The organism is Vreelandella titanicae BH1, assembly GCF_000336575.1.
Classification (GTDB): domain Bacteria; phylum Pseudomonadota; class Gammaproteobacteria; order Pseudomonadales; family Halomonadaceae; genus Vreelandella; species Vreelandella titanicae.
This window is the reverse complement of sequence record NZ_AOPO01000001.1, coordinates 467,589-481,765: the sequence shown is the minus strand read 5'-3', so window position 1 is coordinate 481,765 and position 14,177 is coordinate 467,589. Positions and strand designations below refer to the sequence as shown.

14 protein-coding genes are annotated in these 14,177 nt (G+C 57.2%); 10 read left to right on the top strand and 4 right to left on the bottom strand.

Features of this window, described 5'->3' with window-relative positions:
* Positions 1-39: 39 nt before the first annotated feature.
* The gene (locus HALTITAN_RS02020) at positions 40-1,188 is read right to left on the bottom strand and encodes an ABC transporter substrate-binding protein (protein ID WP_236614915.1); all 1,149 of its coding nucleotides are present in this window, start codon (positions 1,186-1,188) and stop codon (positions 40-42) included.
* Between the two features lie 110 nt (positions 1,189-1,298).
* On the bottom strand, positions 1,299-3,341 hold the full coding sequence (locus HALTITAN_RS02015; RefSeq protein ID WP_009286096.1) for a TonB-dependent receptor family protein: 2,043 nt from the start codon (positions 3,339-3,341) through the stop codon (positions 1,299-1,301).
* A gap of 105 nt (positions 3,342-3,446) precedes the next feature.
* On the opposite strand from HALTITAN_RS02015, the gene HALTITAN_RS02010 reads away from it, so the two are divergent.
* The gene (locus tag HALTITAN_RS02010; protein WP_039857506.1) at positions 3,447-4,106 is read left to right on the top strand and encodes a GntR family transcriptional regulator; all 660 of its coding nucleotides are present in this window, start codon (positions 3,447-3,449) and stop codon (positions 4,104-4,106) included.
* Here HALTITAN_RS02010 and HALTITAN_RS02005 read toward each other — a convergent pair.
* A complete protein-coding gene (locus tag HALTITAN_RS02005) occupies positions 4,103-4,957 on the bottom strand; it encodes a sensor domain-containing diguanylate cyclase (RefSeq protein ID WP_039857504.1) in 855 nt (284 codons plus the stop codon). The two genes, HALTITAN_RS02010 and HALTITAN_RS02005, sit on opposite strands and share 4 nt — an antisense overlap.
* A 240-nt stretch (positions 4,958-5,197) precedes the next feature.
* On the opposite strand from HALTITAN_RS02005, the gene HALTITAN_RS02000 reads away from it, so the two are divergent.
* The 9 genes from HALTITAN_RS02000 to HALTITAN_RS24415 all read left to right on the top strand — a co-directional run bounded on the left by HALTITAN_RS02000 (position 5,198) and on the right by HALTITAN_RS24415 (position 13,280).
* Positions 5,198-6,112: a cation diffusion facilitator family transporter gene (locus HALTITAN_RS02000; protein ID WP_009286094.1), complete on the top strand. Its 915-nt coding sequence runs from the start codon at positions 5,198-5,200 to the stop codon at positions 6,110-6,112.
* A 101-nt stretch (positions 6,113-6,213) separates the two neighbouring features.
* Entirely contained in the window at positions 6,214-6,891 is a 678-nt protein-coding gene (locus HALTITAN_RS01995) for a DsbA family protein (protein WP_039857502.1), read from the top strand.
* A 319-nt stretch (positions 6,892-7,210) separates the two neighbouring features.
* Complete coding sequence (locus HALTITAN_RS25705; RefSeq protein WP_162836275.1) at positions 7,211-7,378, top strand: hypothetical protein; 168 nt, start codon at positions 7,211-7,213, stop codon at positions 7,376-7,378.
* Positions 7,379-7,548: 170 nt separating this feature from the next.
* The gene (locus HALTITAN_RS01990; protein ID WP_039857501.1) at positions 7,549-8,505 is read left to right on the top strand and encodes a SctD/MshK family protein; all 957 of its coding nucleotides are present in this window, start codon (positions 7,549-7,551) and stop codon (positions 8,503-8,505) included.
* A 16-nt stretch (positions 8,506-8,521) separates the two neighbouring features.
* Positions 8,522-8,935: a hypothetical protein gene (locus tag HALTITAN_RS01985; protein WP_039857500.1), complete on the top strand. Its 414-nt coding sequence runs from the start codon at positions 8,522-8,524 to the stop codon at positions 8,933-8,935.
* Complete coding sequence (sctY, locus tag HALTITAN_RS01980) at positions 8,932-9,294, top strand: type III secretion apparatus assembly chaperone SctY (protein WP_051051801.1); 363 nt, start codon at positions 8,932-8,934, stop codon at positions 9,292-9,294. Before HALTITAN_RS01985 ends, sctY begins: the two co-directional genes overlap by 4 nt.
* Complete coding sequence (gene sctV, locus HALTITAN_RS01975; protein ID WP_039857498.1) at positions 9,291-11,447, top strand: type III secretion system export apparatus subunit SctV; 2,157 nt, start codon at positions 9,291-9,293, stop codon at positions 11,445-11,447. The genes sctY and sctV overlap by 4 nt, the downstream gene beginning before the upstream one ends.
* A 79-nt stretch (positions 11,448-11,526) precedes the next feature.
* Entirely contained in the window at positions 11,527-12,822 is a 1,296-nt protein-coding gene (locus tag HALTITAN_RS01970; RefSeq protein ID WP_009286092.1) for a type II and III secretion system protein family protein, read from the top strand.
* Positions 12,823-12,839: 17 nt separating this feature from the next.
* Positions 12,840-13,280, top strand: a complete 441-nt coding sequence (locus HALTITAN_RS24415; protein ID WP_051051799.1) for a hypothetical protein — start codon at positions 12,840-12,842, stop codon at positions 13,278-13,280.
* A 5-nt stretch (positions 13,281-13,285) separates the two neighbouring features.
* On the opposite strand, the gene HALTITAN_RS01960 is transcribed toward HALTITAN_RS24415, so the two are convergent.
* The gene (locus HALTITAN_RS01960; protein ID WP_083868664.1) at positions 13,286-14,101 is read right to left on the bottom strand and encodes a tetratricopeptide repeat protein; all 816 of its coding nucleotides are present in this window, start codon (positions 14,099-14,101) and stop codon (positions 13,286-13,288) included.
* Positions 14,102-14,177 lie beyond the last annotated feature (76 nt).

Here is a 14,177-nt window from a genome sequence, read left to right as displayed (position 1 = left end):
CAGCAGGCCATTATTTAGTTCCGACAGGTCACCAAAGCATCATGGCGCGGGATCCAAGTCGGCCCAGAAGGTGCCTTCTAGCGGGTAGGGCAGTAAGGTTTCGTGTACGGATTGCCAGGCTGCCGCAGGGTCTAGGTCTGCCATGGCATCAGGGTGCAGCCACTTCGCGACTTGCTGAACGGCGATAAACTGAAAGGGTGTGTTGTAAAACAAGTGCCAAAGCGCATACACGCGGCCTGATTCCACCGCTTTGAGGGTTGACCACCCTGGTCGAGCCGCAATCAGCTCCCGCATGGCGGCGCGGGTTTCGTGCTCTGAAACGTCATAGCCCAGGGGAATTGAACTGCTGCTTAGTACCTGCCAGTCACCCCCGGTTTGAATGATGACATCGGGATCTCGAGACAGTATCCACTCTATGTGCAGTTGTCCAAATAGGCCCGGCAGTCGTTCAGCGGCAATGTTGTGCCCACCGGCCAGCCGCACAACGCGCCCCAGGTTGTCATCACCGACGCTTCGACAGCACTCAGGATGCAGCCCCGCCGCCGTTTCGATCAAAACATCAGGCCGCTGTAGTGGCTCAGGCAAGCGTTTGGCGACTTCTTCAAGCGCTTTCTGACGCATGTTAATCAGCGTCTCGGCCCGCGCTTCGGCATCAAAGATTCTTCCCATCAGCCTCAGGCTGGGCACCATATGCAGGTCTGCTTGGGTCAGGAAATCCACGAATATCACCGCTACTCCGGATGCTTCCAGCGTCCCTAGCGTCGAGCCTTCACGCAATGCTGGCCAGGCGCTCAGATCAAAAACAATGACGTCTGGATTAAGCGCAATGGCTTGTTCGAGATCGAATTCACCGGTGGCCGCTTTGCCGAAACGCGCTAACTGTTCGGCGTGAGGGAAACGTTGCTGAAGGCGTTGCCAGACATCTTCATCGAAGCGAATGAGTTCATCACGCCAACCCACAAGGTCTTGGAAAGGGTCGTCAGGCTGGAGAGCGGCAAGGGTGTACAGCAGCCGTCCTTCGCCCAGGATTACCCGTTGTGGGTCACCGGGCAACAGAACCTTGCGGCCAGCTAGGTCGGTCACCTCAAACGAATTCGCCAGTGCTGGCATCGTCAGGCTAACCGTCAACACCATCAGGCATGAATGCCATAGTCGTCGCCTTAGGCGACGGTTAAACAAAGCGGGCATACCCACGCTCCTTAATCAAACATGGCCTGTACAGGACGATTTTTATAAAACATGGCTTTTACAAAACATGGCGCGAACTGGCGGGCTGATGTCAGCAGCCCGCCATTGGCTCAAAAGGTGACATCCAACCCTAAGCTGTAGGCACGCCCTGGTAACGGCACACGCCCCACTGGGCTGGTATCTACCCCGCGGAAATAGGCATCCTCGTTGGTAAGGTTATGCACGCCCAGAGTTAAGCTTGCCGCGCTGGCGAACGGCAAGCGGTAGCCTAAGCTGGTATCGACTAACCAGTAATCAGGCAGTGGGCCGGTGCTGCCGTTCTCGGTCTCTTGGGTGGTGTTGGCTGCATCGGCGAAGCTTTTATCCACGTAGCGGGCGCCGATATTGCCGAACCAACGACCCTGTTCCCAGCGCGCTAATAGGTTGAGCAGGTGATTCGGTGCGTTGGGCACCTCGTTGCCGGCAAGCTCCCCACTGCGCTGCTCAGTATCGAGCCAGGTCCAGGTGCCTTCGAGGCTGAAGGGCAGGGTATTCGGCGCCCAGGCCAAGCGCGTTTCAAGCCCCTGGTATCTGGTTTCTCCGAGGTTTTTGAGGCTGTTATCCGGCTGTTTGACGACCTGATCTTCGTAGTTGATTAAAAAACCTGTGGCCTCTGCTTGCCAAGGGCCTGACTGATAACGCGCTCCGAGCTCATGGTTCCAGGCTGTCTCGTTAGATACATCGCCGGGATTGGTGATCTGCGCGAGCTGCACCGGGGTTAACGACCGTTGGGCGGAGGTGAACAAATACCACGCTTCGTTGGCCGCATATCCGACGGTAAGGCCGGGCAGCCAAGCCGCGGCGTCATTCTCATCGCGACCGCCATTTAAGGTATCGGCGTAGTCCATCTCTGCATGCTCGTAGCGGATACCTGGGGTTACTTCCCAGCCACCGCCTAGCTGCCAAGTGTCGCTTAGGTAAGCGGCCATTGCGCGGGTTTCGAAGTCCCAGCGACGAACCGGGGCGGCAGTTTCACTACCGACAGCGCGGCGGTTCACATCAAAGTCGACATCTTCCTCCAGATAGCGAGCACCCACCATCAGGGTGTGGTTCCCCAGTTGCCAGGCGACGCGGGGCTCGCTGGCCCATACCGAGAAGCTGCGCGGGGAGTCGGCGACATGGGTGGCTGGCTCGCCTGGATCAGACCAGTGGCTAGCACCGCTCAGGTTTTGGCCGAACCAGAAGGTTCGATCACTCTGGTGGCCAAATTGGCGCCAACTTATCTCGATATTGTTGCTCGGTTGCCAATGCCAGGTTGCGTGGGCACGCCATGTGTCCGCCTCGAAACGGTCGTAGGGACGCTGAGAATCGCTGCGGTCTCGGGCGTAGGCGTTTGGGGTTAGTGCGCCGGGTAGATCCGTGTCTACGCTGTAGTACTGCAGTTGTCCATCGATCCATTGGGTGTCATTTAGCTGATAATCGGCATCTAAAATGAAATTATCGACCTGTGTTTGGCTACGCTCGCGCCCACCCTTTCCACGCATCAGGTTGGCCTGAAACTGAAGCCCCAGGTTGTCACTTACTTGCCCGCCTGCACGCAGGTAGTGATCACTGAGCACATGGCCGGTGGCGTCATCCACCGTTAGGCGTTCGCGCCACTGGGCTTCCTCCTCTACAGGGATGCCGCGTGTTACGAAATTGAGCACCCCGCCCACGTTGTTTGGGCCGTAGTGAACAGCCGCGCCGCCCCGTACGATGTCAATCTGTTCTAGCGTGGGCAGCGTTACCGGGAATAGTGAAACACCGATATTGCTGTAGGGGCCCAAGGCAGCCGGAATACCGTCCACCAAGATTTGTACCCGCTCGCTACGGCGTGGTGATAAACCGCGAATGCCGATATTTGGCAGCACGCCCGTGCCGGTCTCATCCTGTGTGTGTATGCCTGGAACCCGAGCTAGTGCATCTTCAAGCTGACGGATATCGCCGCCGTGTAGCGCTTCTCCCTCCAATATCTGGCGTGCGCCCGGCGTGGTCTGTGGGTCGGTACGAGTGGCGCTTAACCAGTCGCTAGAGACCACTAAGGTTTCCAGCTCACTGTTGGCTTCAGGTTGCTGGGCCCAAGCCAGCGGAGAGGCGGCGGCGATGGCCAAAGGCAGCACGCGAAGGTAATGCATCTGATGTCCCTTTGTTAATGATTATCATAAGCGAGTGGGGTATCATAAATAATTGGCGCCAATCTGCAAGAAGTTATTATGATGAAGGCAAAGGAGAGCTTAAGAATGAGTCAGGCTGCGGAACGTCAAGAGGCCGTACGTCAAGATAAAGACCAAAGCTGGCTACAGGAGCAGCTAAGAATCGGTATGGGGGGCGGGCGTTTTCCTGCTGATAGCTGGTTACGCCAAGATGCCCTTGCAGAGCTATATGGCGTCAGCCGCTTTGTTGTGAGAGGCGCCTTGGAGCGTTTGTCGGAATCGGGAGCCATTGAGCATGTGCCTCATCGGGGCTACCGGGTTAGACGCTGGAGCCACCAAGAGCGCCTGGAACTCACCGAAGCTCGCTTGGTGGTGGAGCTTGCTATGGCGCCATTGATGATGGCGCGTCGAACAGAGCCGCTGATGGCGCCTGTTAGGCAAGCTTGTGTCCAGTTTGAACATGCTGCCGGTGAAGGAGATGGTGAAGCCATGTTTCTCAGCAATCATGCCTTTCACCGAGCGCTAGCAGTGCTTGCTGGTAACCGGCAGTTGGCCGATCAAATGAATTGGCTGCGTGAGCAGGGCATGCGTGGGGCAGGGCCGGGGTGGCCAAAGGCTGGCGGGGTGGAGCGGAGTATACGAGAGCACTATGCGATGGTCGAAGCGCTAGACGCTGGCGATATTGTGGGGTTGCAGGGTGTCGTACAGCGCCACTTAACAGCTTGGCAAGAGCGCGTCACACGCTAACGGCTGCGCCTTTTGATTTGATACATATGGCTGTCAGCACGGCTCAGCAGGGTATCGGCGTCTTCCCCGTCGGCGGGGTAGCAGGCCACGCCGATGCTGCAGGATGGCATTCTGACCTCGCCGAATTCAGCGCCTAGTGGCTCGTTCATGACCGTGAGAATCTGTTCCACCTTTTCTGTCACAGCGTGCGCTGACTTGATGTCCGTTAACAGTACCGTGAATTCATCACCGCCCATGCGGGCCACCGTGTCCGTCTCGCGTACACAGCCTTCCAACCGCCTTGCTACCGTGCAGAGCACCCGGTCACCCGCCGCATGTCCATGAATATCGTTGATGCCTTTGAAGTCGTTAATATCCAGAAATAGCAATGCCAGGTTGTTCTGATAGCGATGGGCCGTGCTCAGGCCCAAGGTAAGGCGGTCATAGAAGAGCGCTCGATTGGTCAACTTTGTCAGTGGATCATGGTGGGCGAGGTAGCGTAACTCTTCCTCGGCCTGCATAAGCGCTGTGACGTTGCGCGCCACACCGACCCGCACTTCCTCTGCTTCGTACCAGCGGGCAGACCACAGGATATGCACGATACCGCCGTCTTTGCGGATATAGCGGTTGCGGTAATCAATATGGGGCTTACCGCTCATCACACGAACAATGGAGTCCCGCGTTGCGGCTAAATCGTCAGGGTGCATGTAGTTCGTGATTAGAGTGCCGATCAACTCTTGAGGAAGGTAACCGAGCAGCGACTCACAGGCATCACTCACGAAGACGATCTGGTTGTCTTTATCGACCACGAAGACGGTGTCCAGCATCAGGTGAATCAGTTTGGGGTAAAGGGCTTGCAGGTCAACGGTCATAGACAAGGGATAATCCGGTTAGCGTTCCTCGACTATAGAGCAATCGCGAAGTGGACGATAAAGAATTCTGGAAATTTTGGGGGAAAGGTCACTCCCGTAATGACAAGCGCGTATCGGCCATCGCCAGGGTAGGCTTTGCCCTCCCGGGGCGAGTGCCAACGGACGACATTCAGGGGTTGAAGCTTTAGTTACTAGAGGTTTTATAGTACCGGGAATGAAAAAACTTAACGAGGTTTATATATGGGACATCATCATGATCATCCCCACATTGATCCTGCCTCTGGCGACCGACGTGTCAGTATTTCCATTTGGGCAAATGGCTTATTAACCATCGCCCAGATCGTCGGCGGTATTATGGCGGGAAGCCTCTCGCTGATCGCTGATGCGCTGCATAATTTTTCTGATATGGCAGCGCTTGTTATTGCCTTTGCTGCGCGCAAGATCGCAAGACGGCCCGCCGATGCGCAAATGACCTTCGGCTATGGCCGAATCGAGATAGTGGCAGCACTGATTAACTACACTACGCTCATTCTCGTTGGCCTCTATCTGATTTACGAAGGCGCCATGCGCATGATTGAACCGCCAGAGATCCAGGGTTGGTTGGTCGTTATCATCGGTGGCGTCGCTCTTGTTGTCGATGCCCTCACCGCCATGCTTACTTGGTCAATGCAAAAAGGTAGCGTCAATATTCGCGCCCTTTTTCTGCATAACCTGTCTGATGCGTTCGCCTCCATCGCTGTGATTATCGGCGGTTCATTAATTCTGCTCTACGACATGCGCTGGGTAGACCCTGCGATTACGATAGGTATTGCGCTGTATATCCTTTACCTCGCCTTTTCGGAGATTGGGGGGCCTATCCGCACACTGATGCTGGGCTCTCCCCCAGATATTAACGGTCAACTCGTCATTGAAGCCGTGCGTGGTGTCGAAAGTGTCCACGATATTCATCATGTGCACCTATGGCAGATGCAGGAAAACATGGCCGCCCTTGACTGCCACGTGGTCATTACGGAAGCAGGCTGGCAGCAGCTTGAGGCAATTAAGACAGAGATCAAAGAGCAGTTAAAAACGCGCTTCAACATTGTCCATTCCAGCTTAGAGTTTGAGCATATTGATCACGCACATCAGGATGCCAACCTCTATGGGCATGAGTAATACACGCTCACGCTGGTCTACATAGGCAGTCATTTAGCTTGGTTTGTGCAATCAAATCTTGGCCTAATTTGCCAAACAATCACTGAAATCGAGAGAGAAAAATGTTCAAAAAAGCGACTTTTATGCTTGCGGGTACGTTGATGCTGACAGCTGCCATCGTGGTGGTATTGAAACCTGCACTATTGGACATGCAAGCTGAGGCGGCGAGTGAGGATGCTGGACAGGCCGAGAGCTCCTTGGTGCGTTCACACTCACCGATCCTGGGGCCGCAAGAGGCACCTATAACCATTGTGGAATTTTTCGACCCGGCCTGCGAAGCCTGCCGTGCTTTCTATCCTCTCACCAAAAGTATTCTGGAAACCTATCCTGAGCAAGTGCAGCTAATCGTGCGCTACACACCTTTCCACGGTGAGGTTTCTGATATGGCCATACGCGTGCTGGAAGTCGCTCGACACCAGGACGTATTCGAACCGGTACTCGAAGCTCTGCTCTCTCGTCAGGATCAATGGGCATCTCATGGCCGTTTCGATGAATCAGCTATCTTGGAGATTGCCAGCCAAGCCGGTCTTGACCGAGCTGCCGCTGAGGAGCAACTCAACTCAGCTGAGGTGCAAGCGGTGATTGACCAAGACATGGCAGGCGTCAAAACGAATCAGATTCGCCAGACGCCAACCTTTTTTGTCAACGGTGAGCTGCTAGAACCCTTTGGTATGCAGGAGCTGATTGATGTCGTAAAGAGTGAAATCGAGGAGATATCTGAAGAAGCAAAAGCCCAATGAATCAGCGCTGGTTGCTGATAGGGCTTATGAGTTTAAGCCCCGCGCTGGTCGAGGGCGGTTGGCGAGAGCACCTATTTTTGGGGTAAACGCGGCCAAATTGACTGCCCAATCGGCGTTGTATTCGCCACAAGACAATAAGGCAAATCATTCAACTTTCATTTTACTGACATCGCCTCGTCACTTAATACCCGCAATCTGCTTAATGTTGGATCGTCTTCCTCCTTACGAAACAACGTCGAAAGAACGATCGAACGGCTTCAGCTTTGGCGTCATAGGCGCATCATTCGAACGACATCTCTCTGGATTAAGGAGCAGTAAAATGGCCGATACTCCCTCAGTAGACAATGCGGGTGGCGGTGCTGATTCCGCAATCGCCGACATGAAAGCAGTGTTCGATCAGGCGATCGAGAAGTCCGCAGAAATCACCAAAGTCACGACAGAGAAGAAAACCGAGCTCGACGCTACCAAGCAGCGTCCGCAAAACTGATGCTCGGAAGTCGCGGGCGGCGTCAGCCGCTCGCGGCCTTGTTGTCGTTTCCTGTCCACGCATTCCTGGACGGTAGAGATTTCAAAACCTCGCCCGGATGAATGCCCCTGTATCGAGACATTCGACGGAAGAGCTCCTCCAAGCTTCGTACGACACGGCGAGTTAAGTATATGACTTTATTCACCTCAGCTTCAGCGTCGGTACGCGAAGCCGTTACGACGCTCAAGGTTATCGCAGGCTTGCATCGTGGTGCCTCCATTACGCTCACTGAGCCGGTCTGCTGTATCGGTAGCGACGATTCTACTGATGTCATGCTCGGCGATCCGGGCACTGCACCACACCATATTGTGTTGAGATTCTATGGTCGTTATATCGCTATCGAGGCGCTTGGTGGCGACATCACCATTAATGGTCGTAGTGTCAGCCAGGGCACTGGTTTGCGCTGTGAATTGCCAGCGAAGCTCCATTTCAACGACGTGGCACTCGAGCTTTCACGCCCCCCAGCGCCTGCCATATTCCCTGGGCTGCCGACAGTTCCTGTGCGTTGGCGTAAGTGGCTAAATCGCAGTGCCACGCTTGCCGCACTAGTCGTAACGCTGGGAGTACTGGCTTTCTATGAGTTCATCGATGTCAACCAAGCCGACGCCAACATTGGCTATCATCCAGTCACGGCAACGCTCGATGAGCAGCCCCTGGTGAACACTGGCCAGAACACATCCCAATTGATGGCCGATGCTCGTCCGAGTCTGGTTCAAGCATTGCGCCAGCAACTGGCGGATGCCGGGCTCGCATCGCTTGAGGTCACCGACAGTGGTGACTATATCAGCGTCTCCGGTCACTACGACCCCGACCAGGTGGGCGCTTGGAATGCCACACAGCGTTGGTTCGACCAACATTACGGCAGCCATAATGTATTGCTGAATGAAGTCAAACAGCGCGAGGCCCCGGTTCGACCCGACCTGCAGTTGCAGGCCGTATGGTTAGGCAAGAACCCGTACGTGATCGACGCTCGTGGACAGCGCCTCTATCCAGGCGCGTCGCTGTCGTCTGGCTGGGTTATTTCCGCTATCGAAACGGATCGAGTGCTGTTGAGCCGTGGCGATGACCAGTTCGCCCTGACACTATAATCCGGCGTATATCGCTATGAAGATCACTGATCGTCTTGTTCCAAGGGATCGTTATCACGTCGCTGGCATTGATCCCGTCAAGCCTAACGTCGTTGAGAAACCGCCGCAGCAGGACGATACGTTCACACACGCTGCCAGCGAAGCCCGGCAACGTGGCTCAAACCGCCCGGCGTGGACTGAGCGCCTCGAAGCACTCGCACGCCCGGAGGCCATTGATCCTGCCAGCTACGCTAACCTTCGCAGCATCGAGCTGCTCCAACACGTAGCTGACAACGTTCTACCTTCGCTGGACGCCGATGATGAGATCATGGCGTTGGCGAAGGAGGTGATCGGTGAAGAGATTGATTGGCGCCAGGCATGGGAAGGGCGGATGAGTGAAGCAAGCGCGCTGCCGCTGGACAACATCGCCGATCAGGAGAGCGTGCCATGAGCGATACCGCTGATCGCGATGCCGTCGACCTACTGCATTTGATGGGACACCTCTATCTCAAAAGTGGTCAGGTACAGCGCGGGTTGATATTGCTGCTTATCGCGACACGCATGGCACCGAATCACACCGGCGTGCTGCAGGCGCTGTGCCAGGGGTTCCTTGCCAGCGGCAACGGTCAGCGTGCGCTCAATGTGCTCGACCGGCTCGAGGCCGCCGGTGAACAGGATGACGCCATGCAACTCTTGCGTAGCCGCGCCCACTGGATTAACGGCGAACGTGATACCGCTCGTCGCCTATGGCGAGAGTATCTCGAGCGGCGGCGTCACCCGGAATCCCGGCAGGGAGAGCCCGTTACATGAATAAGCTCCTCGGCCGTCTCAATACCCTGGCTCGTCAGGCGTCCCAGCGCAGTGACGTGATCATCGCCGTTTTCATGGTGCTTGCAGTAGTGATGATGATCATCCCGCTGCCGACGGCAATGGTCGACACCCTGATTGGTATCAATATCGGTTTCAGCCTTCTGATTCTAGTGGTGGCGTTCTATATCTCGCATCCGGTGGAATTCTCCTCGCTGCCGCCGATCATTCTGCTTGCCACACTGTTCCGGTTGGCGCTGTCGATCTCTACTACCCGACTGATTCTACTAGAGGGTGACGCTGGCCAGATCGTTTCCGCCTTTGGCAATTTCGTTATCGCCGGCGAAGTGGTCATCGGCATGGTGGTCTTCCTGATCATTACGGTGGCCCAGTTTCTGGTGATTACCAAGGGCTCGGAGCGCGTAGCGGAAGTGGCGGCGCGTTTTACTCTTGATGCCATGCCCGGCAAGCAGATGAGCATCGACAACGACATGAGAAACGGCGACATCGAACCCGCTGAAGCCCGTCGCAGACGCTCGCTGCTGGAGAGCGAGAGCCAGCTCTACGGTGCCATGGATGGGGCGATGAAGTTTGTTAAGGGCGATGCCATTGCTGGTTTGGTGATTCTGTTCGTCAATCTTATCGGTGGGCTGTCGATCGGCATGCTCAAGCACGACATGTCCTTCGGCACGGCGGTGGAAACCTATTCGCTGTTGACCGTCGGCGACGGCCTGATCGCACTGATCCCTGCATTACTGATTTCGGTTGGCGCGGGTACCGTGGTGACCCGCGTTAGCTCCGATAACGCCAGCGATTTGGGCAGTGAGATTGTCGGCCAGCTTGGCAGCAACGCTAAGGCACTGGGTTTGACGTCGGCGGTGCTGTTCTGCGCGGCCTTCGTGCCGGGCTTCCCATCGACCGTCTTTCTGACGTTGTCAGCACTGCTGGGCTTAGCTGCCTTTTTCCTGCATCGCCGTCGCCAGACGGCCGATGCCGATACTGTGCAATCGACGGAGGCCGAGGTTATCACAGCGCCCCTCGCCGCTGAGACCGACGCCGTGAACGAGGCAGCACCGCCCGATACCGCCGATGACGACCCACGCCAGTACCGCGTTATGCTCTGCCTGGCTGCGGGGCTTGTGGATAAGTTATCACTCGACAGGCTGCGTGAAAGTGTTCAGGCCACCCGCGAAGGCGTTGAACGCGATCTGGGAATCGCCATTCCACAGGTCGGACTACGCCTGGAACCCGCCTTCACCGACCAGCGCTTCGCCATTGAGCTGGATGAAGTGCCGGTGCTCAACGGTGAACTACCCGACTCTTCAATACTGCTCGACGACGATGCCGATGTGTTGGAGCTGCTTGAGTTGACGCCCTTCACCCTGCCTGCGCTCGTTGGTCGCGGTAGTTGGCAATGGCTTGCCGATGAGGCGACTTCAGCGCTGACGGAAGCCGGGATTCGCTATCGCACGCTGGATCAAGTGCTGGAGCGCTGTCTTGAGCGCACTCTAACGCGTTACGCCGGGGAGTTCGTGGGGATTCAAGAGGCGCGTGCCCTGCTTTACAAGATGGAAACACACTATGCCGAGCTGGTGACCGAGGCCGTTCGCGTGGTATCGCTGCAGAAAATTGCCGATATTTTACGTCGCCTGGTCAGTGAGGGCGTTCCGGTACGCGCCATGCGCACTATTCTCGAAGCCATAGTGGCCTGGGGGCCGCAAGAGTCGAGCAGCGCTCGGCTGAGCGACCGGATACGCATTGCCATGGCGCGGCAGATCAGTCACCGCCATGCCCGCAGCGACCGGGTTCTGCCTGCCTGGATCGCGACCCGGCCATTGGAAGAGGCTCTGCGTACCGCCCAGCGAAATAGTGAGAACCAGCCCGTCCGTAGCGGCATGCCGGCACCGCTTTCGCGGGCCTTGAACGGCTGGTTCCAGCAGCAGCTTGAGGTGCTCGATAGCGACCTTCAGCCAGTGGTAGTAGCGGCAAGCGACGTGCGTGCCGCGCTGCAGCAGTGGCTAAAGCAGCACGATATCGATCTTCCGGTCATGGCCTGGCAGGAGATCGCACCGGAATTCAGCCTGCAAGCAATTGCTCAGATACGCCTGCCCAAACCGGTTCCACGCCGGGAAACGGAAACAACCGCCAAGTTGTAACACGCTTGCGAAACAATGGCGCCGTGCGTCGATGATTCAGCACCCATGCAAATCGCTACAACAGGGATGAAGAACAACCGTGATCAGCATAAAACCCGCCGATAGAAACCCTCCCCAGGCTGTCCGGAATTCGACGCTTTGGGTATGGGCGTTACTGCTGTGGTTCGCGGTAATTACTGCCAGCGCTGATGTTTCCGTGGACGCTTCCGGAGGTGCGATGACGCTGGAGACCGGGCAGGGGCGTATCCTGCGCTTCGACCATGACGTTGCGTCGGTGTTCGTCGCTAACCCTGAAGTTGCCGATGTGCAGGTGGTTTCTTCCGGCGTCATCTATCTCTTCGGCAAACAGGCCGGTGACACCAACCTTATCGCGCTGGGGGCCGACGAGCAGAGCCAAGCCTCGTTGCGGCTGCAGATTCGCGACGATAGTGCGTTGGCTTCTCAGGCGCTACGGGATATCGACGGTGACAGCCAGATCCACTTGCGTATGGCGGGCAACCAACTGGTGGCCGAGGGCAGCAGCCCCACGGTCGAGAGCGCCATGGCCACGCAATCGACCCTTGATGCCCAGGCGCCGGCCGGCGGTAGCATCAATCGCTCGACTTACGACGGCGCCACTCAGATCAACATTCGGGTGCGCTTCGCCGAAGTCGCCCGGGATGAACTGCTCAGCTATGGAGTCAGTTGGAATACGCTGATCAACAACGGCTCGTTCTCTTTCGGTGTGCTCACCAGCAATATCGCCCCCAATCCTATCGGTGGGGGTACCGATAGCATCGACGGTTTACTCCAGGCGCTACAGCAGAACAATCTGCTGCAGATCCTCGCCGAACCCAACATCACCACCGTCTCAGGGCAGACGGCGAGCTTCCTTGCTGGCGGCGAGATTCCTATACCGGTACCGGTTAACAGCGAACTGGTGGGTATCGAGTACAAACAGTTCGGTGTCTCGCTGCTGAGCACGCCAACGCTACTGCCTAACGGCCGCATCTCGATGGAAGTCCGCCCCGAAGTCAGCAGCATTGCCAGCGATAGTGTCCGTATTGGTGGCTATGACGTTCCGTCGCTTCAAGTTCGGCGCGCCGATACCGTAGTCGAGGTGGGTAGCGGGCAGACCTTTGCTATCGCCGGCCTGTTTCAACGCCAGGCGAGCAACCAGATCGAACGAATCCCGCTCCTCGGTGATATGCCGATTCTGGGCAATCTATTTCGATCACGACGTTTTCAGCGTAACGAGACCGAGCTGGTCATCCTGATCACCCCCTATCTGGTGGCGCCATCCTCCGCGCCGGTACCCAGAATGCCGCTGGATCGGGCACAGGTCAGCCGTAATCCCCAACTCGAAGATGACCCATTCGGATTCTATCTGCAATGAGTAGAGGCAACGTTTGCATGTCGCAGCTATTTACCTATTGGACGCGTACGGCTTCACGCCTTGGGCTCTGTTTGGTGGCGTTGCTGCTGGCCGGCTGCCAGTCCTCGATGGGGCCGATGGGCTGGGATACCGGGTACCGTCAAGTGACGACTGCCGCGGCGACTAACGCCCCCCATGAAGCAACGATCATGCCGCGTCTCTGCCAGGCTGGGCCTGACGATGCAGAGCGAGTCGGGCTGCCACCCGGCTGCGCCAACGACTTCAATCTGCAGCAGATGATCGTTGAGCCACAAGATTTGGTAAGGGGAAGAGCAATGGGGCCCGCCATGGGGGCGCCGGTAGCAGATGCCGCGAATGAGTATCTAAACGGCCGCGAACGTGCCAACCAGCGTCGTTCGCTATTGGAGCAGGAAGCGCGCAATGCCATGGGCACCAACGCCACTACCAGTGATCTGTGACGGTATTAGTTAGAGGCTGATGCCAACCCGAGTGCCCGGGCGCGAGCGGCGGCATCGGGCAGCGTTGCTATGTGCTCGGCACTGGCTATCAGGGAAAGGCGGTTGGCCGCTGATAGGTCGGGGATATCGACTTGCTGTGCCTCATCGCTACGCCCGGCCAGTACCAGCACAAGAATCAGGTTGCGGAAATGGCGTTCCTCTGCCAGCGGGGAGCCCGTAATGCGCTGCATGTTCGCGATGGCCTGGGTATTTTCGCCGGCTAACGCTTCGGCTAGCGCCAGGTTGGCCTGAGCGTCGAGATCACGCGGCTCGAGCGCTACGGCGTTAGCAAACGCACTGGTCGCTCGGGCGGGCTGACCGGCCAGCGCTTGGGCGGCGCCAAGACGGCTCCAGGCTGCCACGCTGTCCAATTCGGGCGCCGCCAGGGAAAGGTTGCGCAGGGCGCTTTCCGGTTGACCTAGGCGCAGTTGGGCCGTCCCGAGGCCGAGTAATGCTGGCGCGAAGTGGATGTCTTCGGCAAGCGCGGCACGAAACGCCTCAGCGGCTGCCTGGGGCTCGCCACTGGCAAGCAGTGCATTGCCCAGGCGAACCTGAATATCTGCGGAGGGGCCGTTCTGCTCCAGGGCGCGCTCGTACATCGCGGCGGCGGTCGCATGGTCGCCTTGCTGATCGACATCTTTGGCCAAGTTTAGCAGGCGACCTTCATCGATCTCGACAGGCGTCGCAGCGCAGGCTGACAGTAGCAGGCTCAGTATCAGGCTTGGCCCGGCGACGAACGCAGGTCGGCTCATGCGGGGCAAAAACGTACAAAATTCCTTCATCCGTGACTCAGTCCAGAGGGTTAGGAAATGAAAATCAGTGTACCGGAGAAACCAGGCTTGGGGCAGCAGGGATATG

Excerpts from the sequence above, each read along its gene's own strand:
- HALTITAN_RS02020 (WP_236614915.1), bottom strand. The coding sequence starts at position 1,188 with ATGCCCGCTTTGTTTAACCGTCGCCTAAGGCGACGACTATGGCATTCA.
- HALTITAN_RS02015 (WP_009286096.1), bottom strand. The coding sequence starts at position 3,341 with ATGCATTACCTTCGCGTGCTGCCTTTGGCCATCGCCGCCGCCTCTCCG.
- HALTITAN_RS02010 (WP_039857506.1), top strand. The coding sequence starts at position 3,447 with ATGAGTCAGGCTGCGGAACGTCAAGAGGCCGTACGTCAAGATAAAGAC.
- HALTITAN_RS02005 (WP_039857504.1), bottom strand. The coding sequence starts at position 4,957 with ATGACCGTTGACCTGCAAGCCCTTTACCCCAAACTGATTCACCTGATG.
- HALTITAN_RS02000 (WP_009286094.1), top strand. The coding sequence starts at position 5,198 with ATGGGACATCATCATGATCATCCCCACATTGATCCTGCCTCTGGCGAC.
- HALTITAN_RS01995 (WP_039857502.1), top strand. The coding sequence starts at position 6,214 with ATGTTCAAAAAAGCGACTTTTATGCTTGCGGGTACGTTGATGCTGACA.
- HALTITAN_RS25705 (WP_162836275.1), top strand. The coding sequence starts at position 7,211 with ATGGCCGATACTCCCTCAGTAGACAATGCGGGTGGCGGTGCTGATTCC.
- HALTITAN_RS01990 (WP_039857501.1), top strand. The coding sequence starts at position 7,549 with ATGACTTTATTCACCTCAGCTTCAGCGTCGGTACGCGAAGCCGTTACG.
- HALTITAN_RS01985 (WP_039857500.1), top strand. The coding sequence starts at position 8,522 with ATGAAGATCACTGATCGTCTTGTTCCAAGGGATCGTTATCACGTCGCT.
- sctY (WP_051051801.1), top strand. The coding sequence starts at position 8,932 with ATGAGCGATACCGCTGATCGCGATGCCGTCGACCTACTGCATTTGATG.
- sctV (WP_039857498.1), top strand. The coding sequence starts at position 9,291 with ATGAATAAGCTCCTCGGCCGTCTCAATACCCTGGCTCGTCAGGCGTCC.
- HALTITAN_RS24415 (WP_051051799.1), top strand. The coding sequence starts at position 12,840 with ATGTCGCAGCTATTTACCTATTGGACGCGTACGGCTTCACGCCTTGGG.
- HALTITAN_RS01960 (WP_083868664.1), bottom strand. The coding sequence starts at position 14,101 with ATGAAGGAATTTTGTACGTTTTTGCCCCGCATGAGCCGACCTGCGTTC.